Origin of the sequence: Halioglobus maricola, assembly GCF_009388985.1 — a bacterium.
Classification (GTDB): domain Bacteria; phylum Pseudomonadota; class Gammaproteobacteria; order Pseudomonadales; family Halieaceae; genus Halioglobus; species Halioglobus maricola.
In genome coordinates this window covers 4,138,104-4,162,990 of record NZ_CP036422.1, presented here as the reverse complement: position 1 = coordinate 4,162,990, position 24,887 = coordinate 4,138,104, and the positions used below count along the sequence as shown (strand labels likewise).

Genomic DNA, 24,887 nt, shown 5'->3' with positions numbered 1-24,887 from the left:
GGCCGTCATTCGATATACCGAAAGCAAAAATGACGCCACTTTGGGTCACTTTCGCATATTCTTTCTGCAATGCTAGAAAATAGTGCGCTGCGGGTATGTAAGTGCTCACTATCTTGGGGGTTTTAGCGCTTCTGCGGTCAGGGCGCCTTTTCCTCGTTCAGTGGGAGGCGCAGGCAAAAGCGAGCATGCACCATTATGGTGCATGCAAATTAGGGAGATGTCTACTTCGGGGCGTTGGCCGTGCCTAGTTAATGGACGGCCTGAGGACGTACACGCGTACCGGGGCTGAGGAGGAGAGCGTTGCACCCTCGGCACTAACGACTTCTACGACCAGGTCGTGTGCACCGCGGAACACATTGGTCAGGTCCCAGAAGCCACTGACCTGCGGCTCGCCCTGGGGTTCACCATCGATCAACAGTTGCAGCGCCTGTCCCTTGCCGAGGCCTGGTGCAGCGGAGGCGCTGACACTGAAGTTGCCGGGCCCCATGGGGATGGTGGTCTCAGGCTCCGGAGAAGTAATTGCAGCTGTGGGGACGCTGCCGGCTGAGGTTTCGTCTTCGTCAGCCGGTTCCGGTTGGCCGGTGTAGCTGGGAATGACGGGTGGTGGCGCGGTGCTGTTGGTCTGCTGCAGCTGGACCTGCTCGGTATTGGAGTCGGGCTGTGGGGTGTCGGTAAAGCTGACGTTGCCGTTCTCGTCGGTCGTTTTGTAGATCTGCGACCAGGCCTGACTGGAGGCCAGTGCCAGCGCCAGTAGTGTAATGGTTGATCTCTTCACAGGGTTGCCCCGTTTTGATTGCGATACACCTACCCTAGCAGAAATAAAAAAGGCCCGCATATAGCGGGCCTTTTCCGGTATTACTGCCTGTTTACAGGGAGTAGTACATCTCGAACTCGACCGGGTGAGTGGTCATGTCCAGTTTCTCAATTTCCTCGGACTTCAGTTCGATGTAGCCATCGATCATGTCGTTGGTGAAAACGCCGCCAGAAGTCAGGAATTCGCGGTCCGCGTCCAGAGCTTCCAGAGCCATGTTCAGGCTGGAGGCTACGGTTGGGATCGCCAGGGCTTCTTCAGCAGGCAGGTCGTACAAGTCCTTGTCCGCCGCATCGCCAGGGTGGATCTTGTTCTGGATACCGTCGATACCGGCCATCAGCATTGCAGCGAAGGCGAGGTAAGGGTTGCCAGTGGGATCCGGGAAGCGAACTTCGATGCGCTTGCCGCGAGGGCTTGGCTCGTAAGGGATACGAATGGAAGCAGAGCGGTTGCGAGCTGAGTAAGCCAGCATGACTGGAGCTTCAAAACCGGGAACCAGGCGCTTGTAGGAGTTGGTAGACGCGTTGGTAAAGGCGTTCAGTGCGCGAGCGTGCTTGATGATGCCGCCGATGTAGTACAGAGCGGTATCGGACAGCCCGGCATAGCCGTCGCCAGCGAAGGTGTTCTCGCCGTCTTTAGCGATGGACTGGTGCACGTGCATGCCGGAACCATTGTCGCCAACCAGGGGCTTGGGCATGAAGGTCGCTGTTTTGCCGTAGGCGTGAGCAACGTTGTGTACGCAGTACTTGAGGATCTGGGTGTCGTCTGCTTTCTTCACCAGGGTGTTGAAGCGGATGCCGATCTCACACTGGCCGGCGGTGCCAACTTCGTGGTGATGCACTTCGATTTCCAGGCCCATCTGTTCCATTGCACCACACATGGCGGCGCGGATGTCATGCAGGGAGTCGACAGGAGGTACGGGGAAGTAGCCGCCTTTGACGCCTGGACGGTGACCGATGTTGCCGTCGTCGTAGTGCTCTGCGGAAGACCATGCGGCCTCTTCGGAGGAGATGGCGTAAGTGGCGCCGGACATGTCGACCTTCCACTTCACATCGTCGAATACGAAGAACTCGGGCTCGTTACCGAAGAATGCAGTATCGCCAATGCCGGTGGACTTCAGGAACTCTTCAGCGCGCTTGGCCACGGAGCGGGGATCGCGTTCGTAGCCCTGCATGGTGGTGGGTTCAACGATGTCGCAGCGTACTATGACAGTCGCTTCGTCGGTGAAGGGATCCAGAACAGAGGCCGAGTCGTCAGGCATGAGGATCATGTCGGATTCGTTAATGCCTTTCCAGCCGGAAATGGAAGAGCCGTCGAACATCTTGCCGCCCTCGAAGAAGTCTTCGCTGACTTCAGAGGTGGGGATGGTTACGTGCTGTTCTTTGCCGCGTGTGTCAGTGAAGCGCAGGTCTACCCAGCGTACTTCGTTTTCTTTGATCAGGTTCAGAGTGTTCTCTGACATCTCATTTCCTCCATGGGATTGTGTTTGGCCAGCGGGCTGGCCAGCGTGCATGTTTTTCCGGGCCCAGCCTTAGCAGGGGCCCCGAATAATTGGCAAAGACAAGGATAGCAAGAGCTGTGCCAAAAAGGTGCCTAATATAACCTGTTGAAAAATAGTGAGTTTCTACGTTCAACCATTGTTGATCGAGAGTTTGCGCTCTATTTTGGTGCGTTAGCGCACTAATATGGTGCGCCATTCTGGGGGTGTGGCCGCGGATATGTCTACGCTGCATCAAAAAATCGTCGATAGCCGTATAATACGCGCCCGAACAGGCCATAGCGTTATCGCCCCGATGAAATTTGTTGTCAAGTTTTTCTCCGAAATTACGATCAAGAGCCGGCCGGTGCGCAAGCGCCTGGTGGCCAAGCTGCATTCGAACCTGAATGCCGTACTGCGGGAGTACGACCCCGAAGTCCAGATCAAGCACGGTTGGGACAAACTGCAGATTCACACTGCGGTGGAGGATGCTGGCCTGTTGGCAGCGATGATCGAAGCCATGCGCAATGTGGCCGGAATTTCCTACATCCTGGAGGTCGCGGAATTCGCCCTGCCTGAGAAAGACCAAATCGTCGAGCTCGTGCTCCCCATATATGCCGAGAGGCTTGCCGGCAAAACCTTTGCGGTGCGCTGTAAGCGTAACGGTGACCACAGCTTCAAATCGGTGGAGGTCGAACGCGAGGTGGGCGGCGCACTCCTGGCTCGAACCGAGGCAGCGGGGGTCAAGCTCAAGGCGCCTGATGTGCAGGTAGAGATGGAGATCAGCCGCAATACCCTGTTCGTGATTGTGCAGCGACATAGGGGCCTGGGGGGCTTTCCGGTAGCTAGCGTTGATCCGGTTCTGTCGTTGATTTCCGGCGGCTTCGATTCACCTGTCGCCACCTATCTGACCATGAAGCGCGGTATGCGCAGCCACTTCCTGTTCTTCAATCTCGGGGGTCGTGATCACGAGGTGGGGGTGAAAGAAGTAGCGCTCTACCTGTGGCAAAAATATGGCTGTCACCAGCGCGTACTGTTCATCAGCGTGCCCTTTGAGGAGGTTGTCGCCGAATTGCTGACCCGTGTCGAAGACAGCCAGATGGGGGTGATTCTTAAGCGGATGATGCTGCGAGTCGCCAATGAAATCGCAGCTGAGCTCGAAATCGACGCGCTTGTGACCGGCGAGGCTGTAGCGCAGGTGAGTAGCCAGACCCTGCGTAATCTGTCGGTGATTGACGAAGTCAGTGAGCGCCTGGTGTTGCGCCCGCTGGTGGCGAGCGACAAGGGCGATATCGTGCGCCTCGCTGACGAGATCGGTACTGGAGAATTCGCCGCTAACATGCCCGAGTACTGCGGTGTCATCTCGGTGAACCCCACGACCAAGGCGCGACTTGGTCGGATCAGGGCACAAGAGGAGCGCTTCGATATGGCTATCCTCGAGCGCGCGGCTGCCAATGCTACCCGCACTCGGATCGATCGCCTGGCCGATGAAGACCTGGAGCGCAGTGATGTTGAGGTGCTGTCAGTGCCTTTGGCTGAAAGTGTGATTATTGATATCCGCCACCCGGACGAAGAGGAGCTGGCGCCCCTTGATGTGCATGTGCCGGTGGAGAAAATCCCATTCTATGAGCTGCATTCCAAAGGCGATACGCTGGATTCGGCCAAAACCTACATGCTCTATTGTGGCAAGGGCGTCATGAGCCGCCTGCATGCCAGCCATCTGGTCGAGTCCGGACGTCTCAACGTCAAGGTCTACGCTCCGTAAAACTACCAGCATTTGTCACAGGTACTGGTGTATAATCCGCGCCCTTTTTATGTCCCGGGTGTGGTTGGGACTAAGCGCAGCCCTATGAGAGCCCTATGAGAGACAAACTACGTAACATCGCCATCATCGCCCACGTTGACCATGGCAAGACTACCCTCGTGGACTGCTTGCTGCAGCAATCGGGCACCCTGGACCGTCGCAATGAGGGCGCTGAGCGCGTCATGGACTCCAACGACCAGGAGAAAGAGCGCGGCATTACGATTCTGGCCAAAAACACCGCGATTGAGTGGAACGACTACCACATCAATATCGTGGACACCCCCGGACACGCTGATTTTGGTGGCGAGGTGGAGCGGGTGCTTTCCATGGTGGATTCAGTGCTGCTACTGGTCGACGCAGTGGATGGGCCCATGCCCCAGACCCGTTTTGTGACGTCGAAGGCGTTTGAGCAGGGTCTCAATCCGATTGTGGTGGTCAACAAGGTAGACCGCCCCGGCGCACGCCCGGATTGGGTTGTCGACCAGGTGTTCGACCTGTTCGACCGCCTCGGTGCCACCGAGGAACAACTCGATTTCCCCGTAATTTTTGCCTCGGCCATTGAGGGCATCGCGGGTCTTGATCACGAGGACATGGCGAGCGATATGCAGCCCTTGTTCGAAACCGTGGTTGAGAAAGTGCCTGCTCCTGAAGTCGACATCGACGGACCTCTGCAGATGCAGGTGAGTGCACTGGACTACTCCAGCTACGTTGGCGTGATCGGCGTGGGCCGCATCACTCGCGGTAAGTTGAAGCCTAATACCCAGGTGGTCGTTGTAGGAGCTGACGGTGAATACCGTAAAGGCAAGGTGCTCCAGGTGATGGGTTACCTGGGGCTAGAGCGCGTTGATGTCGACAGTGCTGAGGCGGGCGACATTGTCTGTATTACCGGCATCGACGGCCTCAATATTTCCGACACCTTGTGTGATCAGGATGCGGTGGAGGCTTTGCCAGCGCTTACCGTCGATGAGCCTACCGTGAGCATGACCTTCCAGGTCAACGACTCACCTTTCGCAGGTAAGGAAGGCAAGTATGTGACTTCCCGCAACATCAGGGAGCGGCTCGATCGCGAGTTGATCCACAATGTTGCGCTGCGGGTGGCGCAGGGCGACAGCCCCGATAAGTTCAAGGTGTCGGGCCGTGGCGAATTGCACCTGTCGGTGTTGATTGAGTCCATGCGCCGGGAAGGTTTTGAAATGGGTGTTTCACGCCCGGAGGTTATCCAGAAGGAAATCGACGGTGAACTGCAGGAGCCCTATGAGCAGTTGGTGATCGATTGTGAAGACGAGCATCAGGGTTCGCTGATGGAAGAGTTGGGCCTGCGTCGCGCCGAGTTGGAAAACATGGTGCCCGACGGTAAGGGTCGGGTTCGTCTGGAGTTTGTTATTCCTGCTCGCGGCCTGATCGGTTTCCGGTCCCAGTTCCTCACCATGACGTCCGGTAGCGGCATCATGACTCATGTGTTCGATCATTACGGCCCAGTCAAGAATGCTGAGATTATTCACCGTACTAACGGTGTGCTGGTTTCCATGGTGAAGGGCAAGACCCTGGCCTATGGACTGTTCAACCTGCAGGACCGCGGCCGTCTGTTTATCGACCCCAATATTGAAATTTATGAGGGTCAGATTGTCGGCTTGCATAGCCGCGCCAATGACCTGGTAGTGAACCCTACCAAGGCCAAGCAGCTTACCAACGTGCGTGCCTCTGGTACCGATGAAGCTCTCACCCTGACACCGCCAGTGCGGCACACGCTGGAGCAGGCGTTGGAGTTCATCGAAGACGATGAGCTGGTTGAAGTGACGCCGGATAGCATCCGCCTGCGCAAGAAACTGCTGCAGGAGCACGAACGCAAGCGCGCTTCACGCGGTTAATACGGGTGAAAGCGCTGCTCCAGCGGGTGTCGGCAGCGAAGGTCGAGGTCGACGGGGAAATCGTCGGCGAGATTGAGCAGGGCCTGTTGGTGCTGCTCGGGCTGGACAAGGGCGATGATGAAGAGTTGGGTCAGCGCATGCTGGACAAGCTTCTCTCATATCGGGTCTTTGCCGATGAGGCGGGGCGGATGAATCGTTCTGTCGCCGACATCAATGGCGGTGTGCTGTTGGTGTCCCAGTTCACGCTGTCTGCGGATACGCGCAAAGGCGCCCGGCCCAGCTTTTCTTCAGCCATGCCGCCGGCCGATGCTGAGGCACTGTACGATCGCACGCTCGAATTATTGCGAGAAAAGCATTCGACGGTTGCGGCGGGCAGATTTGGCGCCGACATGCAGGTCAGCCTGACCAACGATGGCCCGGTCACCTTTATGCTGGAGCTTTGAGCACCATCTCCAGATGGGGAATGCCATCCAGGTCGTAGACATCGCTGTCGGTGTGAAAATCAAACGCGTTATAAAATGGCTCCAGATGAGCCTGGGCGTGCATGCGAATGTCGTGCCCCGGCCAGCGTGCCAGATTGTGGGCAATGCCCCGGCGCACCAGCTCGCGGCCCAGATCGCGCCCCCGCGCGGCGGGCGCGACCACAATCCGGCCCAGCGTGCTTTCGGTTTCCTGCAATCCAGGCGGCAGGCAGCGTTCATAGGCCACTAGTGTGGCTCCCTCCCAGGCGCTCACATGAATCGCCTGCTGGTCCAGGCCGTCCGGGTCAAGGTAGATGCTGTTCTGTTCTACGGCAAACACCTCCTGACGTAGTTTCAGGATTTCGTAGAGCTGCCCAATGCTGAGCTCGTCAAAGCCCACTGTCTGCCATTCGAGATTCACGTTTTCTTCCGTCACAATTGTCGCTCACGGCGTTCTCGCCGCGCTGAGAAGTTGCTACTATAGGCGTCATCGCGTGGCAGGCAAAGCCTGGCTACCGCTGACGACAAGAATATTCGGGGCACTATACGGCCCCCTCCGCAAGAGGTTTTTCGATGCTGGCGAAAGCTGAGCTCTCCCAGGATTTCACCATTCTCGGGCGCCAGTACAAAAAACTGGTTGCCGCCCTGCTTGAAGTGGTCAATATGCCCGGCATACCGATGGAGGTGTCCCCGGACGATCGCGGCAATTTCCGCGGCTTTGATGGCAATCATTTCTACGTTGTGGAACGCGGTTCCCTGAGCGCACGCTATCAGGGCAAGTTGATCTATGTACTTGAAGAGGGCGAGCTGTTGCTGCCCGATATAGCCGGCACTCAGGAAGAGTCGGCGGCAGTGCATTTCAGCAGCGACGCCGGTGCCAGGGTGACGTCGTATTCCGCGCTCGAGTTTATGCGCCAGGTATTCGACGACCCGGCTGCCACGCGTCTCTGGACGCGGCTGCTTATCACCTATTCCGGCCTGATGCTGCGCATTACTTCTGGCAGTGTGGAGGACGAGGCAGGTGCTACGCCAGGGTTTGAGGTGTATGAACCCGGTGAAGTGATAATCCGCCAGGGTGACCGGGCTGACTATGTATTCAATATGTCAGCCGGAATCGCCGAAGTCGTTGTCGACGATGTGCCCGTGGGCCGAATCGTTGAGGGCGAGATTTTTGGCGCCATGGCCGCTTTGACCCAGGCTGATCGCAGTGCCACGGTACGAGCGAAGACGAACTGTTCGGTGGTGAAGGTGCCCAAAGAGCAATTTACCGAGCTCATCAAACGCAACCCCGCTACTATTCACAGCCTGCTTATCGATATGGCCAATTCCATCGTTAATCTCAATGAACAGCTGGTTGGCTTGAGAGGCTGATCAATCGCCTGCGCCGCAGGTGATCCTACGCAACAAACGGAACATCATGTCAGACACAATAGAAATCGACGACGACGGCATCGAACAGGTGTCGATGAAGCACTATACCGAGAAGGCCTACCTGGATTATTCCATGTATGTGATTCTCGACCGCGCTCTGCCCCATGTGGGAGACGGCCTCAAGCCGGTGCAGCGCCGGATCGTGTATGCAATGAGCGAACTGGGGCTCAAGGCCTCGGCAAAATTCAAGAAATCTGCGCGGACAGTCGGCGATGTCATCGGCAAGTTCCACCCGCACGGTGACAGCGCCGCCTATGAAGCCATGGTCCTTATGGCCCAGGATTTCAGCTATCGCTACCCACTGGTGGATGGTCAGGGAAACTGGGGTTCGCCAGACGACCCGAAATCCTTCGCCGCGATGCGCTACACCGAATCACGGCTGACCGCCTACGCCGATGTGTTGCTTGGCGAATTGGGTCAGGGAACGGTGGATTGGGCCCCCAATTTCGACGGGACACTTGAGGAGCCCTCGGTTTTGCCGGCTCAGGTGCCGAATGTGCTGCTCAACGGCACCACCGGTATTGCCGTGGGTATGGCCACTGACGTTCCGCCTCACAATCTCACTGAAGTCGTCGCTGCCACCGTTCACTTGCTGGAGAACCCGAAGGCCACGGTGGCTGAGCTATGCGAGTACGTGCAGGCGCCGGACTTCCCCACCGAGGCAGAAATCATCACGCCGCGCGAAGACATCGTGGCAATGTATGAAAGTGGTCGTGGCGCGCTCAAAATGCGCGCTCGCTGGGAGAAAGAAGACGGCGACATCGTGGTGAATGCCCTGCCGCATCAAGTGTCCGGCTCCAAGGTGCTGGAGCAGATTGCCCAACAAATGCAGGCCAAAAAACTGCCCATGGTGGCTGACTTGCGAGACGAGTCCGACCACGAAAACCCGACTCGACTGGTGATTGTGCCGCGCTCCAACCGGGTGGATGTGGAAGGGGTGATGAACCACCTGTTTGCCTCAACCGATCTCGAGCGCAGCTACCGCGTCAATCTGAATATGATCGGCATCGATGGGCGGCCCGGGGTGAAAGGCCTCGCCCGTATTCTGCAGGAATGGCTCAAGTTCCGTACCGAAACAGTGCGCCGCCGCCTCGAGTATCGGCTGGAGAAGGTGCTGCGCCGGCTGCATGTGTTGGAAGGCTATCTGGTTGCGTTCCTGAATATCGATGAAGTCATCCATATTATTCGCACCGAGGAGAAGCCAAAACAGGCGTTGATGGACCGCTTTGGTATCACCGACGTTCAGGCCGAAGCCATCCTTGAACTGAAGCTGCGCAATCTGGCCAAGCTCGAGGAGATGAAGATCCGCGGCGAGCAGGATGAATTGGCGCTAGAGCGTGACAAGCTGGAGAAAATTCTCGGTAGTGCCGCCCGTCTCAAGACCCTGATCAAGAAAGAGCTTCTGGCGGTTGCAGAAGAATACGGCGACGAACGCCGCTCGCCTCTGGTATTGCGCGAAGAGGCGAAAGCCTTCAGCGAACTGGAATTGATGAGCGCCGATCCCATCACTGTGGTCATGTCCCAGATGGGCTGGATTCGCGCGGCCAAAGGCCACGACATAGATCCCACCAGCCTCTCATATAAGTCCGGCGACGGGTTCAAGATGTGCATCCGCGGACGCAGCAATCAGCCGACTGTCATTCTCGATTCCACCGGCCGAGCCTACACTGTCCCGTCGCACAACCTGCCCTCAGCCAGAGGCCAGGGCGAGCCGGTGACGGGGCGCATCAATCCCCCGTCCGGTGCTACCTTCGAGGGCATGATGACCGGGGGCGACGATCAGTTGTACCTGCTGGCGTCAGACGCCGGCTACGGTTTTGTCGGCAAGCTCGCTGATCTGCAGACCAAGAACAAGGCGGGTAAAGCTGCGATTTCCCTGCCCAAGGGCGGTAAGGTGATGCAGCCTGCGGAGATTGTTGAAACTGAAGGCGCCTGGGTTGCCGCTGTTTCGAATGAGGGCCGCCTGCTGGTGTTCCCACTGGCGGACCTGCCGCAGATGGCGCGCGGCAAGGGCAACAAAATTATCGGGATTCCACCTGCTCGGGTGCAGGCGCGCGGGGAGTGGGTGGTGTCAGTGCAGGTATTGAGGGAGGGCGATGCCCTGGTGGTCCACGCTGGCAAGCGTCACCACAAACTCAAGTTCTCTGATCTCGAACACTACCGGGGCGAGCGTGGCCGGCGAGGCAATAAGTTGCCTCGCGGCTTCCAGAAGGTTGATGCCATGGTAGTGGAGTCCTGATCCTTGCTGAACCCCGGCTAACGCTCTGGTGCAACTAGAGCAGGGCGGGGTTCAACAGGCGCTTCAGGATTAGCTGCAACTGGCGTTCCAGCAGGTCGTCATAGGGGCCTGCAAACCCCTCAACCATGGTATAATCCATCACTTCAGTCGCCTGTTGCTGGACTCTTCCGGCAACATCCGTATCTTCACAAACCGCCGGCGACAGCAGGATTTTAGGCGGTTTGCTCGCACACACAGTCTGTAATTCATCCAGCGTCGACTGCATGTATAAGCCGGGATAAATATCCTTCTCGTCGCCGATGCCCAGTTCACTAAGCGAGGCGGCGATGGATATGTTCAGCGACAGGGGCATGTGCTTCTCGATCTCGGCAGTGACCGCATGGATCAGCCAGGCGCAGGAGGCGGCGCGGAAAGGTGCGCTGCCCGCATTGCCGGGGCCAGAGAAATACACGGCTAATGCAAACTGCCGGGTGACCTGGATCTCACCGCCGTAAAAGCCTGCCGAGGCGTATACCACCTGATGCAGGCGATCGGTGTAGCGATGCAGGGATTGTTCATCCAGGGTGTCGACATAGGCCATCAGGCTGTCGAGTTGCAGGTAGAGCACGGCGGTGGTGCGGTAGTTTTCGTCCTGTGCCACGGGGTCGCTATTGGTGCGCAGCAGTTCCATGGGCAAGTTGTCGATACGTGCCGCGAGCACCTCTAGCTCGTTATTTGCCGGCGGGGGGGCCTGGCCTTCCAGGGAGACGGCTTTGGTGAGGGCGGTTACCCGGCTGCCGACTCGTTTTCCCAGATGCAGGCCTACACCGTAGACCGTGAGGCTCAGCAGCACGGCCAGACCCAGCAGGCTGAGCACAAAGCGCAGGTGTGCGGCACTCGCGGTATCGGTGTTGACGGTGATAACCACCTCACCGGCGACATCCGATTCAATACGCAGTGGTGCGCGGTATTCGAAGAGATTCTGGCCCATGGCGGTGCCGGCCTGGCCGAGCGCTTTGCCCTCCACATCGAAGATGGCCACACGAGCCGCTGATGATGTTTCGACAAAGCGTTGCAGGGAGGCCGACACGCTTAGCAGGTCACCGGTCTCAAGGGAGGTGCTTATCCGGCGCGCGATCTGGTGGGCCAGGGCATTGCCAAAGTCGGCCTGCTGTTGCCGCTGCAAATGCTTGCTGGAAATTCCGCCCAGGGTGACGAGAGCAAGACTCACTGTCAGGCAAAGGCCGGCGGCAAACGTGGCGAGTTGTTGGCTGAGCGGGGCGTTCTTCAGGCGATCAATCACAGCTGTGCTATCTGCAGGGGGTCTGCGCCCAGTATAAACCACGTGCGGCGTGCGGCGTTGGCTTTTGTTGAATGCCAGAGCAAGTTTTCAGCACGCGTGGCAAACAGGTAGAATAGCGGCGCTTTCACTGACTCTGGGACATCCATTGAACGACATTTTGCTGATCACTATCTCCGGTGAAGACCATCCAGGCGTTACCGCCGGTGTGACTGCAATTCTCGCGGTACACGGCGTGAATGTTCTGGATATCGGTCAAGCGGTCATTCACGCCACCCTGTCCATGGGTATGTTGATTGAGGTCCCCGCCGGCTGCGACAAGACCACGGTAGTCAATGAGGTTGAGGCGCAGGCCGCAGCTCAGGGCATGCGAGCAAGGATCAGTCCTGTGGGAAGCGCTGAATATGACGCGTGGGTGGAAGCTCAGGGCCGTGCGCGCTATATCATCACCTTGCTAGCCCGCAAGATCACCGCGAACCAGCTAGCGCGAGTCACTGAGGTGGTGTCCAGGCACGGTCTCAACATCGACAGCATCAATCGATTGTCCGGTCGAATCCCACTGGGTGACCTTCCGGCGTTGAGCAAGGCCTGTGTTGAATTTTCAGTTCGGGGTCCGCTAGAAAATTCCAGCGCATTTCGCCGTGACCTGTTGGAGGTTGCCGGCGCGCTGGATGTGGATCTTGCCTTCCAGCAGGACAATATGTTCCGTCGTAACCGACGGCTGGTTGCGTTCGACATGGATTCCACCCTGATTGAGGCTGAGGTGATTGACGAGCTGGCGGCGCGCGCAGGCGTGGGTGAGCAGGTCAGTGAGATAACCGAGCGAGCAATGCGCGGTGAGTTGGATTTCTCTGAAAGTTTTCGCGCCAGGGTGGCCTTGCTGGAGGGCCTGGGTGAAGAGGCTCTGGCACAAATAGCCGGTGAGCTGCGGATTACCGAGGGCGCCGAGCATCTTATCGGGACGCTGCGTAAGCTGGGCTACAAAACCGCCATTCTCTCCGGTGGTTTTACCTACTTCGCCCGCGATTTGCAGCAACGCCTGGGTATCGACTATGTCCACGCCAATGAACTCGACATAGAGAACGGCGAGGTCACGGGCAAAGTCACGGGTACGATCGTCGACGGTGAGCGCAAGGCCTATTTGCTGCGTCAACTGGCTGAGCAGGAGGGTCTGGATCTGCAGCAGGTGATCGCTGTGGGCGATGGCGCCAATGACCTGCCCATGTTGAGTGCGGCAGGCCTGGGTATCGCATTTCGCGCAAAGCCGCTGGTGAAGAAATCTGCCGAGCAGTCAATTTCCACGCTTGGGCTCGATGCTATCCTCTATCTGCTCGGGTTCAGTGATCGCTACCAGCAGGACCACTGAGCCAGCCTAGATATTGCTCCAGACGGAGTCGTAAGATGCGTCCAGGGGGCCGCTCTTGTCCTCGGCGATAACGTCGCCAAGCATGCGGATGTAGCGGAAATCGAATTGCGAGAAACTGCCGGTGGCAGCCAGTTGCCGGTGCAGCTGCAGGTGCAGTTGCTCACCCGGGCGCTGCAATGTGATCTTCTGATTCTCCCGAAAGCCGGCCCGGGGGGTAATCAGGGTAGGGGGCTGCCCTACCAGTTTGATTTCGGGGAGCAGAAGCGCTCTCTGGGGCTCGGATTCCTCGCCGGTCTTTTGCCGCGTGATTGCGCCAAAGGCTTTCACCTTGGGGCTCAGTAGCTCGATACCCATCAGTGTGCGGCTGTTTTCCAGCTGGCTGATCCAGCGGATAACCGCGAGTACCCACTGGTCGTGTTGGCCTTCCTGGGCAGAGACCAGGTCGCCCACTTTCAATTCAGCCGGTAAGTCTCCCTGCCAGTCGAGACAGTATCCACCGGGGCTCGCATTGACCATTTGTGGCTGATAAACAGCATAGGCGCGCTCCAATAGCGGGTTGTCTTCCCCGCTTAGAATCGCGGCACTGGACCGGGCATCCAGCTGCACCTGATGGTCCAGATAGGCCTCTGCTTCGCTGTTGCTGCTGGGGCGCTGGAAATCCTCTTCCGGGTTGGCCTGGCTCCAGATATCGCTGGCGCTTTTCTCCTTGAATGGATTGACGGACGCTTGCTCGGGCGTTTTCATCAGGTGATCACTGCCATATACGGCCTCGGCGAAATTGAGGTCGCCGGCGGCGTGATAGTGGGCGGCGCTCAGGCCAATACTGACGGCGAGCGGGCCCTCGGCCGGTTTGCGCACGAAATTGCGCACGCTGACAGTGCCCAGTGCGTCGATCATATGAGACAGCAGCCCGGGGGCGAGCCGGCTACCATCGTCCAGAGGGACGAATGAGCGGCTATTGCCCTTATTCGCTACCAGCATATTCTTCATATGCGCCACCAGGCGCGCCGTGTCTACCTTGCGCGCCGTGGCCGGGGCGGAATCGCGGAACAGTGTTGCGTAGAGAGGGGGCTGGTCGCGGTCGAGATCGACCAGGAAGAGGCCGTCATCGGTGCCGATGTCGACCAGGTCTGCCCACTCTGCGAGTGCCTGGTGTACCGCAGCCAGATCAGCCTGACGCAATTGATTGGGTTTGCAGCACCCTGTGAGCATCGCAACGAGGTAGCTGCGGCGAATACTGGTCTCTGCTTTGCCGATTCCCGGCAGGGTGATCTTGGCCAGCTCCTGGCGTTCTCCCAGGGCGTATAGCTGATGCAGGGTCAGCCAACCATTGGGCTCCACGGGTTTGTGGAGCTGAAAACCGAGGAGCAGCTTCCGGCTGCAAAAGTCGAGCGCGCGCAGCAGGGCTTCGCACACCAGCCGGGCAGGGTTAACGCCGCGGATACGGTCTCTCTGTTGTAAGGCCTCGATGGCGGTGCAGCTATATGCGGTGATGGAGCGGGCGTACAGGGTGTCAATCAAGGCGGCTACTCGGCGCGGTTCTTCCGGCATGACCAGCGGCTGATTGAGGAATCGGCGTGACAGGCTGGTGCACGCAATGTGCAGGTTGTTTTGCAAGGCGTCGAGGATATTAAAGCGTAATTCTGGCGCCATGGCGCAGCGGCTGATTTCGTCCAGGGTGGTGCTCAACTGCTCGGCCACAACCTCAGGGTTGGCCACGGGCAACTGGGCCGCCCACTCTCGGGCGCTGTCTTCGCGGGAGCTGAAGACACTCAGTTGTTCGAGATCCTGCGCAGGTAGATGCAGGCGAATGGGGGCATCATTGATCATAGGCTCTCCTTGCCCACTGGATACGACCTAGAGCCTACATTATGGTCACAAATCCTGTACCTCGCCAGCACACGGGTGGCGCTCCCCAATGAGGGTCCGGTGCGGTATGATTAGCGCCCTTTTTTGAAACGTAACGGACAAGCACCATGGGGAACTATTCCACCAATGAATTCCGCTCTGGCCTGAAGGTCATGCTCGACGGCGAACCCTGCTCTATTCTCGACAACGAGTTCGTCAAACCGGGTAAAGGCCAGGCCTTTAATCGGGTTAAGTTGCGCAACCTGAACAGTGGCCGGGTCTGGGAGCGCACTTTCAAATCCGGCGAATCCCTCGAGGGCGCCGATGTCATGGATCGCACCATGGAATACCTGTACACCGATGGTGAGTTCTGGCATTTCATGGAGCCGGACACTTTCGAGCAGTTTCAGGCTGATGAAAAAGCGGTAGGTGATTCCCACCTGTGGCTGAAGGAGCAGGACCGCTGCGAAGTAACCCTCTACAACGGTGCGCCCCTATCAGTTGCGCCACCTAATTTCGTAGAACTGGAAATTGTCGAGACTGATCCCGGCCTCAAGGGCGATACCGCTCAGGGCGGCAACAAACCCGCCAAGTTGAGCACCGGTGCTGTGGTAAAAGTACCCTTGTTCCTCAGTGAGGGTGAAGTGGTGCGCGTCGATACCCGTACCGGTGAATACCAGGGCCGGGCCGGCAAGTCCTGATTTCCTCTTGAGCGAATCCGGCCTCTCCCTGCTTGCGCTTCTTCGCGCCAGGGCGACGCTGTATCAGCGGATTCGCGATTTTTTCCAGCACCGTGAGGTGCTGGAAGTGGAGACACCGCTGCTGTGTTCCAGCGGTGTCACCGACCCTTCTATTGAACCCCTGATCGTTGAGCGCGGCCAATCGCTGGCGGCACCGAGATATCTCCAGACCTCCCCCGAGTACGCTATGAAGCGCCTGCTGAGCGAGGGCAGTGGTGCTATTTACCAGATCGCGCGCGCGTTTCGCGATGGCGAGGCGGGAGCGCGACACAACCCGGAATTCTCGATGCTGGAATGGTATCGCCCCGGTTTCGATCATCATGCGCTTATGGCCGAAGTCGCGGAGTTACTCCAGTGCTGCCTGGGGAAGCGAGAGGTGCACTTCTTCAGCTACCGGGCACTTTTTATTGAGACCCTGGACATCGATCCCTTTACAGCCAACACGGTTGCACTGGCCCAGAGGGCCAGAGAGGCGATGGATGTCGGCGGATTGAGTGGCGATCGCGACATGTGGTTGGATCTGCTGATGAGTCATCTGGTGGAGCCGCAACTCGCCCAGCGGGGAATATGCTTCGTCTATGATTACCCTGCATCTCAGGCGGCGCTGGCGCGAATTGGCAGCAGTGCTGGGCTTGAGGTGGGGCACCGTTTTGAGGCTTACGTAGACGGGGTTGAGTTGGCGAATGGCTATTGGGAGTTGTCAGATCCGGTTGAACAGCGGCAGCGCTTCAACGCGGATAATGCCCGGCGCAGGGAATACGGGCTGGCAGAGCGCCCTTTGGACGAACATCTGCTTGCGGCTCTGGAGTCTGGCCTGCCGGACTGTGCGGGGGTCGCACTGGGTCTTGATCGCCTGTTGATGCTGGTCTGCGGTGAGCGGGATATACGCAATGTTCTGGCCTTGGACTGGCAGCACTGCTGACGGCTTCAGCTTTCCAGGTCCAGTACAGCGGGGCCATAGCCGTCGATGAATTCCTGCGGCAGGCGCCGGGGTCGACCACTGCTCAACTCGATGCAGGCAAACCGCACCAGGCCGCGCAACAGCGTTACTCCGTCCGCTATGCGGACGATCTGGAAGCGTCGCTGCATACTCAGGCGCCCGTCCCAGGCGACAATCCAGGTGCCTATTGCCAGCGCATCGCCTTCGCGAGATGCCTGCAGGTAGTCGTACTCGCCACGAATAACAGCCATCGCCCGGTCGAGGCGCTGGTAGCACGCCAGATCCAGGCCCAAAGCAGTGGAGTGTGACCATGCCACCTGCTCACACCACTGCACATAGACCGCGTTGTTGGTGTGCTGGAGCCCGTCGATATCGCTGGCCTGGACGGCCACTTCGAGAACATGGGGCTCGGGGAAGTCCCACTCAATGTCAGGCATGGCTGGTTGCTGCTCCGGCCTCATCGTCGTCATAGCTGGCGGGCTTCAGGGCGAAATGGGTATAGCCATAGATCATGGCGATAACAGGGCAGGCCAGGTTGAAGAATGCGTAGGGCGCGTAGGTAAAGGTGGCGACGCCCAGCGTTGCTGACATATAGGCCCCACAGGTATTCCATGGAATCAGGGCTGAAGTCAGGGTGGCCGAATCTTCCAGGGTGCGCGAGAGGTTCAGCCGCGAGAGGTTCTTGTTGCTGTACGCGTCCCGGTACATGCGCCCGGGCAGGGCCACGGCGATGAACTGGTCTGCTGCCAGGATATTGGTGCCGATACAGGTGAACACGGTGGTCGTGATCAGTGAGCCCACGCTTTTTACGCCGCGCAGCGCCAGATCAAGCAGATAGCCGAGAATGCCGGTGCGTTCCAGCACACCGCCAAAACCCAGGGCGGATATGATCAACCAGACCGTATTGAGCATGCTGCTCATGCCACCCTTGCTCAAAAGGTCGTCGAGATTCTCGTTGCCGCTAATCGATTCATAGCCGTTGAAGAGCGCAATCCAGACCCCTTTGAACTGGACAAAAAATGGTGAAAGCTCGTTGGCCTCGCCGGCCAGACGGGCGACCTGGGCTGGCTGGAAAATAACGGCGAAGAGCGCGCCGGCAAGCGCGCTGATCACAATAGAGGGATAGGCCGGGAAGCGTTTGAATACCAGGCCCAGCATCAGCAACAGTGGGAGTAGCAGGTGCAGACCAATATTGAATTGGTCAGTGAGCGCAAGTTGCAGCGCTTCTATTTCCTCGGGAGTAGCGCCGCCGCTGCCGCTGCCGATCAGGGCGAAGAGCAGTATGGCGAGGCAGAAGGCCGGGACGGTGGTCCACAACATATGGCGGATGTGGTCGAACAGGTCTACCCCGGTTACAGCTGCCGCCAGGTTGGTTGTATCCGACATTGGCGACAGCTTGTCGCCGAAGTAGGCGCCGGAAATGATGGCGCCCGCGGTGATCGCAGGTGACAGGTCAAAGCTGCTGGCGATACCCATCAGGCCAATGCCCAGGGTGCCGGCCACGGTCCAGGAGCTGCCGATGCTGATCGCGACAATCGCGCAAATGGCGGCACTGGCGGCATAGAACACCGAGGGGTTCAGGATCTGCACGCCGTAGTAGATCATTGCCGGCACCGTGCCGGAGAGAATCCAGGTCCCAATCAGCATGCCCACTGAGAGGAGAATCAGGGTTGGGCCCAGGCCAACGCCAATGCCATCGACGATCCCTTCCTGGGCGTCCTTCCAGCCCAGTCCGCTGCGCTTCGCTACCAGAGCCGCGACACAGGTGGCCAGAACGAGGGCGATCTGGTTAGCGCCATAGGATGAATCTGCACCGAATAGATATACCGAGCAGCCGAGCAGGCTTACCAGGAATACGATGGGGGTCAGGGCCATCCAGGCCTTCATCTCGATCAGGGGTCTTTCGCTGTCGGTCAATGTACTGTTCCAGTGCATCTGAATTAGCGCAGAATGCCCTAAATGCGCTTGAGGGTACAGGTGTGGCTCGCGCCATCTGACATCCGCGTGGTGATCACGTAACATTGGGTTGTTACTCTTATCTCGCTTACGGAAATCTTCTATGTGCAATTTGCGCCGCTGTCTTGCCTTTCTGGCAACGGTTTTCTCCCTGACGTTTGTCACTGCCTGTGCTTCCTCCGATGGTGGCGCGGCGCTTTCTGAACCTCTGCTAGAGGGTGCTGCAGAAAAAGCCGGACCGGGAGATCCAACGGATCTCAGAGCAAAGACCTTGATCAAGTATTTGCGCGAGCCCTGGGGTATGGATTTCCTCCCCGATGGCCGATTGCTGGTCACCGAAAAGCAGGGTGGTTTGAAGCTGATCAGCCCGCATAGCTGGACCACAGTGGAGATATCTGGTGTGCCGGAGGTTTTCGCCGAGGGCCAGGGTGGTTTGATGGATGTGTTGGTGCATCCGGATTTTGCTGACAACAGTTTCATTTATATGAGTTACAGCGTGCCGCTTGATGATGGTTCAACCACTCAGGTTGCGCGTGCTCGACTGGTGGCAGACAAGCTGGAAGACCTTGAGACGCTGTTTACTGCTTTGCCCGCCTACAGTGAACGCCGGCACTACGGTTCGCGCTTGTTGCTCGATTCAGGTTATCTCTACATCACAGTGGGCGACCGCGGAAATCGGAAGTTGGCGCAGGACCTGTCTACCCACAACGGTAAAGTCATTCGCCTGAAGGAGAGCGGTGAAGTGCCAGCGGATAATCCCTTTGTCGCCACGGCTGGTGCGCGCCCGGAAATTTTCAGCTATGGCCATCGCAACCCCCAGGGCATCGCAAAGCACCCCGGCTCCGATGCTATCTGGGTGGCGGAACACGGCCCCCAGGGTGGGGATGAGATCAATATACTCAAGGCCGGTACCAACTATGGCTGGCCGATCATCACCTATGGTGAGGAGTACGGCGGCGGCAAAATAGGGGAGGGCACACATAAAGCGGGCATGGCGCAGCCAATGGTTTATTACACACCGTCGTTGGGCGTTGGCGGCATCGATTTTTACACCGCAGACACGTATCCCGGGTGGGAGCAATCCCTATTGGTGTCGGGTATGCGGCTGACGCGCCTGAACCGGCTGGAGCTCGATGGCGCCGGTGTCGGCCGGGAGACTCGTCTACTGGGTAATGCCAATATGCGTATTCGCGATGTACAGGTTGGCCCCGATGGGCTCGTTTACCTGTTGGCCGATCGCAGCCGCCTGATCCGGTTGGAGTTAAACTAGGCCTCCGGACATGGCGACTCCTCCCTCTGTGGATCTGGCGCCGCATTACTACCGCGACAATTTTCAGCGCCTGCTCGACACAGTAGACGCCTGCTACAGCGATCTGCTGGCGCCGGCGGAGCTCGAATTACTCAGCACCTATCGCGCCCTCGGTTTTGCGGCGCAATGTCTCTACGTGCGCCTGGTTTCTCGTGTCGGCCCGTGGTTTCGAGAAGCGAATCTCGATTATCCGGAGCTTGGCGATCTCGCTCAGGCAATTGATGAGCTACTGGCGGCTGGCCTGATGGCTGAGGCTGCTTCCAGCGCCGAAATAGCGAATCTCTTTACCCGTCCTGAACTCGCTGCTGCGCTGGGGCTTAGTGCGAGTAAGAGCAAGGCCGAGTTGTTGGCGGCAGCCGAGGAACAAGCACCGCTAGACCTCGAAGGCATGGGCGAGGGACGGATCGTTGGGCCGCTCTGCAAGGAGGAGGTGGAGATATTCTCGCTGTTGTTCTTTGGTAACCGCCATCAGGGGCTGACTGATTTTGTGCTCAGTGACCTGGGGGTGGCGCGCCACTATCCCTATGCGCTGGATCGTAGTCAGCGCCTTTTTCCTGATCGCGCAGCGTTGGAGGAGTACCTGGTCTGCGCCGCTATCGCTGACAGTTGGTGGGCGCTGCGGGAAGGCGGTGGGGGAGAGATTGATTTGAGTACCCTGGCCGAACTGGCCCTGGAATTTGTGCCGCAATACGCAAGCACCTCTCGGCGCTATTCGCGCTTGTGCAACAGCCTGGCACGCGAGCTGGAGCGGGCTGGCGAAGGCGATCTTGCGCTGGCCTTGTACCAGCGCAGTGATCTCCACCCGGCGCGAGAAAGAAGCGCTCGGATTTTTGAGCGGGCGGGGAAATATGATGAGGCGATAAGCCTGTGCGAAACGATTCTGGCAGAGCCATGGGGAGAGGAGGAGCGCGACGCTGCGGGACGCATCATGCCGCGGCTGCAGCGCGCGGTGCACGGCACCCGGCAGGCCCGGGTGAGAGATAGCTTTGCCGAAGTGCAACTAAACCTTGAGCGGGGTGAGGCCTCAGTGGAGCGACTGGCGGCGCAAGCACTCGAAGCCGAATGGCGAGAGGTGCATTACGTTGAGAACAGTTTGATGAACGGTCTTTTCGGTTTGGCGTTCTGGGAGCAGATTTTCGCGCCTGTCCCCGGCGCATTTCACAACCCGTTTCAGGCCGTGCCCGCCGATATGTATGACCAGGGTTTTGCCCTGCGTCGAGAGCGGCATTTGGCAGCGCGATTCGCTGCATTGCAGTCGGATCTCGCCGGTGAAGTCCGCGCTGCGTGGCGCCGCTGTGAGGGCTACCAGTGTCGCTGGATCAACTGGCGCAGCCTCGACGAGGCGCTGGTGGATCGCGCGGTGGAGATTATCCCCGCACAACATTTGTTGGCCATCTGGGAGCGCATGTTGTTTGACCCCGGCGAAAATCGGCGTGGCTTTCCCGATCTCATTGCGCTGGGTGAGAGCCCGGGCGACTACAGCATGATCGAAGTGAAGGGGCCTGGCGATGCCTTGCAGCACAGTCAGAAACGTTGGCTGCGATTCTTCGGTGCGCAGCAGATCCCAGCGCAAGTGGCCTGGGTTAAGTGGCGCGATGACTGAGATCGCAGTGACAGTTCGCGATCTTGTGGCCTTCTGTCACCGTCGGGGTGACATCGACCATCGCTTCACGCCTTCGCCAACCGCGGCACAGGGTATAGAGGGGCATCAGCGGATCTATCGACGGCGGCCAGAAAGCTATCGGCGCGAGTTCCCGGTCGAGTATCGCAGGCAGTTTGGCGATATCAGCCTGCTGGTGCGCGGGCGGGCGGATGGCTATGACCCCGACATTGGGCTGGTGGAAGAGATCAAAACCTGCCGTGTGGACCCCGAAGACATTCCGGCAACCATCTCGCAGCTGCATATGGCTCAGGCGAAAACGTATGCGGCGATCATCGCCCGTGCCGAGGATGTTGACGCTCTCAAGGTGCGCTTGAGCTGGCTCGACATTGATCGCGATGAAGAGACCCGGATCGATGAAACTTGCACTCGTGGCGAGCTCGACGTCTTTCTTGAAGAAACCCTGCGTGACTTCGCCAGCTGGCTCACCTTGCTAGCGCGTTCGCGGCGGCGGCGCGACGTCAGCCTGGCAGGTTTGGCGTTTCCCCATGGGGAGTTTCGCCCTGGTCAGCGGGACATTGCCGAACTCGTCTATAAGTGCGTCGATCAGGGCGGCGAGCTGATGGTGGAAGCGCCGACAGGTATTGGTAAAACCGCTGCAGCAATGTATCCGGCACTGCGGGCGCTGGAGCGGGGTAAGCATGAGGGCGTGGTGTTCGCCACGGCTCGCACTGTGGGCCGGCGGGCCGCCGAGGAATGCCTGCAGCTGCTGGCCGATGCGGGGTTGGAGATGCCCTGGCTGAGCCTTACGGCCAAAGACAGCATATGCTTCTCGCCCGGTAAAGCCTGCCATGCCCAGGACTGCCCCTACGCCGATGGCTATTACGATCGGTTGGGAGACGCCTTGCGAGCAGCGGTGTCGCACGGGGCTTTGTCCCGCGCCGGGATTGAGGACATCGCGCGCGAACATTCAGTCTGCCCCTATCAGCTGGCAGACGACTTGCTGCCATGGGTCGATATGGTTGTCGCCGATCTCCACTACCTGTACAGCCTCTATCCTCGGCTGGGCCTGCTGGCGCAACAAGAGGGCAGGCGTTTCACCGTGCTGTTGGATGAGGCCCATAACCTCCCGGAGCGCGCCCGCGGTATGTACAGTGCGGCGCTGGCTAAATCGCAGCTGATGCGGGTAAAAAAGGGAGCCGCGAAACCTGTGCGACGTGCGCTTGAGCGACTTAATCGCTGCCTGCTGGCCCTGCAGAAAGAACAATGGGCAGAGGAAGATTGCGACTACCGCCAGACCCTGCCCGACAAACTGGAGTTCACGCTGTTGGATTTTGTGGCCGCCACCGGCGAACAACTCGCGGAGGAGCCCGCCCTGTTCCAGCGCGTACCCGAGCACGGTGATTTTTACTTCAAGGTCCTGCATTGGCTGCGCGTATCAGAGCATTGGGGCGATGATTTCGTTTTCGAGCTGCAACGTGGCGCTGGAGAGCAGGGCCTGATGCTGAGCCTGAATTGTCTCGATCCATCGCGGCTTCTGGCCGGTGGTCACGACCGGTTGCACGCCAGTGTGGCGTTCTCTGCCACGCTTTCACCCGCGTACTGGATGCGGCAGATGCTGGGGTTTGGTGATGACGCGGTGTGCCGACGACTGGATTCCCCGTTCGAGCCTGACCAGCTGGACGTGCAGCTTGTAAGCACCGTGGATACTCGCTACAGCGCCCGGGCCGGGAGCCTCAACTCTCTTGCTGAGCACATCCAGCGCTGGCTGGAGAGCACCGAGGGCAATTGTATTGTCTATTTTTCCTCCTATGCCTATATGCGCGATGCCCTGGCATTGATTGATATCGGCGCTCGAAGCTTGTGGCAGCAGGAGCCCGGGCTGGACCATTCAGCGCGCGAGGCCTTGCTGACGGACTTTACCGAGAAGAGAGATCTGGTTGCTTTTTGTATTCTCGGCGGCGTTTTTGGTGAAGGTATCGATCTGCCCGGCGACCAACTTCGCGGTGTCGCCGTGGTCGGGGTTGGCCTGCCCCAGGTGGGACGAGAGCGCGAGCGGCTGCGGGCGTGGTACCAGCAGAAATATGGCCAGGGTTTCGAGTACGCCTACCTTTACCCGGGCATGCAGAAAGTCGATCAGGCCTTGGGCCGGGTCGTACGCACGGCACAGGACCAGGGCCGGGCTCTGCTGGTCGATGCGCGCTATTCCTGGAAGCAGTACCGTGATCTGCTGCCGCCCTGGTGGAAATATCACGACTAAACGGCCCGATTGCTGCCGGGAGGCATGTCTGGGTGTGTTTCTTCGGTCTATTTAATTGGGCTCTTCTGTCATTGTTTGACAGGGTGACTTGGGTAAATTGGCCAGTCCCCGCGCGGCTGCGCTAGGGTGTGCTCCGAAAATGGCAGGGTGTTCTCTATCAATGGAGAACGGGAAGGTAATTCAGGTCGTGAATAGTGGTCATTGTTCCGGCGGTTTTCTCCGTATGCTAGAGTGGGCGCCCCCTCGAAAACGGGGTAGTAAAAAGCAGTAGGGACAGGGCCCGCAGAGGCGCCATCCGGAAGAGCCGACACAGGGCCGAAAACACACAAACAAGCATCGGGGGTAATCACCGTTATGCGCATCGCAATACCCAGGGAAACACAATCGGGTGAAAACCGGGTTCCCATCACGCCGGATGTGGCCAAGAAGTTGGTCCGCATGGGAGCAAACCTGCAAGTGGAGTCCGGAATGGGCACCGGTTCAGGTTTCACCGACGAGCAGTTCACTGAGGCAGGGGCTACCATCGTCTCTGACCGGAATGAGCTGTTTTCCAGCGCAGACATGCTGCTGCGCCTGAACAAACCCACTGCAGAAGAAATCGCGCTAATGCAGCGTGGTGCTATCCACATCAGCTACCTGGACCCATTTAACGAGCACGCGCTCGTGAATGCGTTCAAGGATGCGGGAGTAACCTCTATTTCCATGGAGATGATTCCCCGCACCACACGCAGCCAGAAGATGGACGCTTTGAGCTCCCAGGCCAACCTCGCGGGCTATGTGATGGTAATGAAGGCGGCATCCGAGCTGCCGCGTATTTTCCCGATGATGATGACCCCGGCTGGCACACTGAAGCCCGCCAACGTATTCGTGATCGGCGCCGGTGTCGCAGGCCTGCAGGCTATCGCGACCGCCAAGCGTCTCGGTGCCAAGGTAACCGCCTTCGATACCCGCCCGGTAGTAGCCGAGCAGGTACAGTCTCTGGGCGCCAAGTTCCTGGAGATCGACCTGGGTGAAACCGGCGAAACCGCCGGTGGCTACGCCAAGGAGCTGACCCCTGAGCAGGTGGAAAAGCAGCAGCAGGCCCAGGCAGATATTATCGCCAAGTCTGATGTGGTGATCACCACCGCCCAATTGTTTGGCCGCAAGCCTCCGGTTCTTATTACCAAGGATGTGGTTGAGCGCATGGCGCCCGGTTCAGTGATCGTCGATATGGCGGCGGAGAGCGGCGGCAACGTCGAGGGCTCTGTCCCCGGCGAAACTGTCGAGTGGTCCGGCGTCACTATTGTTGGCACAGGTAACTGGGCTGGCGAAGTCCCCCGGGATGCCAGCCAGATGTACTCGTCCAACCTGTTTAATCTGGTCGAGGACAACTGGTGCGAGGAGAAGAAGCTATTCGTTGTGGATTTCAATGACGACATTCTTCCCGGCTGCATCATCACCCACGGCGGTGAGATCACCAACGACACCATCAAGAACATCATTGAAGGGGAGGGTTGAG

Annotated in this window: 19 protein-coding genes; 12 read left to right on the top strand and 7 right to left on the bottom strand. The window is 58.7% G+C overall.

Annotated elements, in window-relative coordinates; all coding sequences use genetic code 11:
• Window positions 1-244 precede the first annotated feature (244 nt).
• A complete protein-coding gene (locus tag EY643_RS18830) occupies window positions 245-775 on the bottom strand; it encodes a DUF4124 domain-containing protein (RefSeq protein WP_170287473.1) in 531 nt (176 codons plus the stop codon).
• Between the two features lie 91 nt (window positions 776-866).
• Window positions 867-2,273 (bottom strand): glutamate--ammonia ligase, encoded by a 1,407-nt coding sequence (gene glnA / locus EY643_RS18825; protein ID WP_153240702.1) that lies wholly within the window; start codon window positions 2,271-2,273, stop codon window positions 867-869.
• A 331-nt stretch (window positions 2,274-2,604) separates the two neighbouring features.
• Between glnA and thiI the strand changes: the two genes are divergently transcribed.
• The 3 genes from thiI (at window position 2,605) to dtd (ending at window position 6,403) form a co-directional block, all read left to right on the top strand.
• Window positions 2,605-4,053 carry a tRNA uracil 4-sulfurtransferase ThiI gene (gene thiI / locus EY643_RS18820; protein WP_153240701.1) on the top strand — a complete coding sequence of 483 codons (1,449 nt, stop codon included), beginning with the start codon at window positions 2,605-2,607 and terminating at the stop codon, window positions 4,051-4,053.
• A gap of 95 nt (window positions 4,054-4,148) precedes the next feature.
• Window positions 4,149-5,960: a translational GTPase TypA gene (gene typA, locus EY643_RS18815; RefSeq protein ID WP_153240700.1), complete on the top strand. Its 1,812-nt coding sequence runs from the start codon at window positions 4,149-4,151 to the stop codon at window positions 5,958-5,960.
• A gap of 5 nt (window positions 5,961-5,965) precedes the next feature.
• Window positions 5,966-6,403, top strand: a complete 438-nt coding sequence (gene dtd / locus EY643_RS18810) for a D-aminoacyl-tRNA deacylase (protein ID WP_153240699.1) — start codon at window positions 5,966-5,968, stop codon at window positions 6,401-6,403.
• Here the strand turns inward: dtd and EY643_RS18805 are convergent.
• Window positions 6,387-6,857 carry a GNAT family N-acetyltransferase gene (locus EY643_RS18805; protein WP_240732765.1) on the bottom strand — a complete coding sequence of 157 codons (471 nt, stop codon included), beginning with the start codon at window positions 6,855-6,857 and terminating at the stop codon, window positions 6,387-6,389. The two genes, dtd and EY643_RS18805, sit on opposite strands and share 17 nt — an antisense overlap.
• A 137-nt stretch (window positions 6,858-6,994) precedes the next feature.
• On the opposite strand from EY643_RS18805, the gene EY643_RS18800 reads away from it, so the two are divergent.
• Window positions 6,995-7,792, top strand: coding sequence for a cyclic nucleotide-binding domain-containing protein (locus EY643_RS18800; protein ID WP_153240698.1), 798 nt, complete (start codon window positions 6,995-6,997; stop codon window positions 7,790-7,792).
• Window positions 7,793-7,838: 46 nt separating this feature from the next.
• The gene (gene parC / locus EY643_RS18795) at window positions 7,839-10,091 is read left to right on the top strand and encodes a DNA topoisomerase IV subunit A (RefSeq protein WP_153240697.1); all 2,253 of its coding nucleotides are present in this window, start codon (window positions 7,839-7,841) and stop codon (window positions 10,089-10,091) included.
• Window positions 10,092-10,125: 34 nt separating this feature from the next.
• Here the strand turns inward: parC and EY643_RS18790 are convergent, their stop codons facing one another.
• Window positions 10,126-11,373, bottom strand: coding sequence for a hypothetical protein (locus EY643_RS18790; RefSeq protein WP_153240696.1), 1,248 nt, complete (start codon window positions 11,371-11,373; stop codon window positions 10,126-10,128).
• A 145-nt stretch (window positions 11,374-11,518) separates the two neighbouring features.
• Between EY643_RS18790 and serB the strand changes: the two genes are divergently transcribed.
• On the top strand, window positions 11,519-12,736 hold the full coding sequence (gene serB, locus EY643_RS18785; RefSeq protein ID WP_153240695.1) for a phosphoserine phosphatase SerB: 1,218 nt from the start codon (window positions 11,519-11,521) through the stop codon (window positions 12,734-12,736).
• A gap of 6 nt (window positions 12,737-12,742) precedes the next feature.
• Here the strand turns inward: serB and EY643_RS18780 are convergent, their stop codons facing one another.
• On the bottom strand, window positions 12,743-14,566 hold the full coding sequence (locus EY643_RS18780) for a hypothetical protein (RefSeq protein WP_153240694.1): 1,824 nt from the start codon (window positions 14,564-14,566) through the stop codon (window positions 12,743-12,745).
• Window positions 14,567-14,712: 146 nt separating this feature from the next.
• Between EY643_RS18780 and efp the strand changes: the two genes are divergently transcribed.
• Window positions 14,713-15,285: an elongation factor P gene (gene efp, locus EY643_RS18775; protein ID WP_153240693.1), complete on the top strand. Its 573-nt coding sequence runs from the start codon at window positions 14,713-14,715 to the stop codon at window positions 15,283-15,285.
• Between the two features lie 7 nt (window positions 15,286-15,292).
• Window positions 15,293-16,246 (top strand): EF-P lysine aminoacylase EpmA, encoded by a 954-nt coding sequence (epmA, locus tag EY643_RS18770; RefSeq protein WP_153240692.1) that lies wholly within the window; start codon window positions 15,293-15,295, stop codon window positions 16,244-16,246.
• A gap of 5 nt (window positions 16,247-16,251) precedes the next feature.
• Here the strand turns inward: epmA and EY643_RS18765 are convergent, their stop codons facing one another.
• Entirely contained in the window at window positions 16,252-16,701 is a 450-nt protein-coding gene (locus EY643_RS18765) for an acyl-CoA thioesterase (protein WP_153240691.1), read from the bottom strand.
• A complete protein-coding gene (nhaC, locus tag EY643_RS18760) occupies window positions 16,694-18,151 on the bottom strand; it encodes a Na+/H+ antiporter NhaC (protein WP_153241124.1) in 1,458 nt (485 codons plus the stop codon). Before nhaC ends, EY643_RS18765 begins: the two co-directional genes overlap by 8 nt.
• A 172-nt stretch (window positions 18,152-18,323) precedes the next feature.
• Here nhaC and EY643_RS18755 point away from each other — a divergent pair, with 172 nt between their 5' ends.
• The 4 genes from EY643_RS18755 (at window position 18,324) to EY643_RS18740 (ending at window position 24,886) form a co-directional block, all read left to right on the top strand.
• Window positions 18,324-19,490 (top strand): PQQ-dependent sugar dehydrogenase, encoded by a 1,167-nt coding sequence (locus tag EY643_RS18755; protein ID WP_153240690.1) that lies wholly within the window; start codon window positions 18,324-18,326, stop codon window positions 19,488-19,490.
• 10 nt (window positions 19,491-19,500) lie between these two features.
• Window positions 19,501-21,132 carry a VRR-NUC domain-containing protein gene (locus EY643_RS18750; protein ID WP_153240689.1) on the top strand — a complete coding sequence of 544 codons (1,632 nt, stop codon included), beginning with the start codon at window positions 19,501-19,503 and terminating at the stop codon, window positions 21,130-21,132.
• Window positions 21,125-23,389 carry an ATP-dependent DNA helicase gene (locus tag EY643_RS18745; protein ID WP_170287472.1) on the top strand — a complete coding sequence of 755 codons (2,265 nt, stop codon included), beginning with the start codon at window positions 21,125-21,127 and terminating at the stop codon, window positions 23,387-23,389. Before EY643_RS18750 ends, EY643_RS18745 begins: the two co-directional genes overlap by 8 nt.
• 354 nt (window positions 23,390-23,743) lie before the next feature.
• Window positions 23,744-24,886, top strand: a complete 1,143-nt coding sequence (locus EY643_RS18740) for a Re/Si-specific NAD(P)(+) transhydrogenase subunit alpha (RefSeq protein WP_153240687.1) — start codon at window positions 23,744-23,746, stop codon at window positions 24,884-24,886.
• Window position 24,887: the final 1 nt, after the last annotated feature.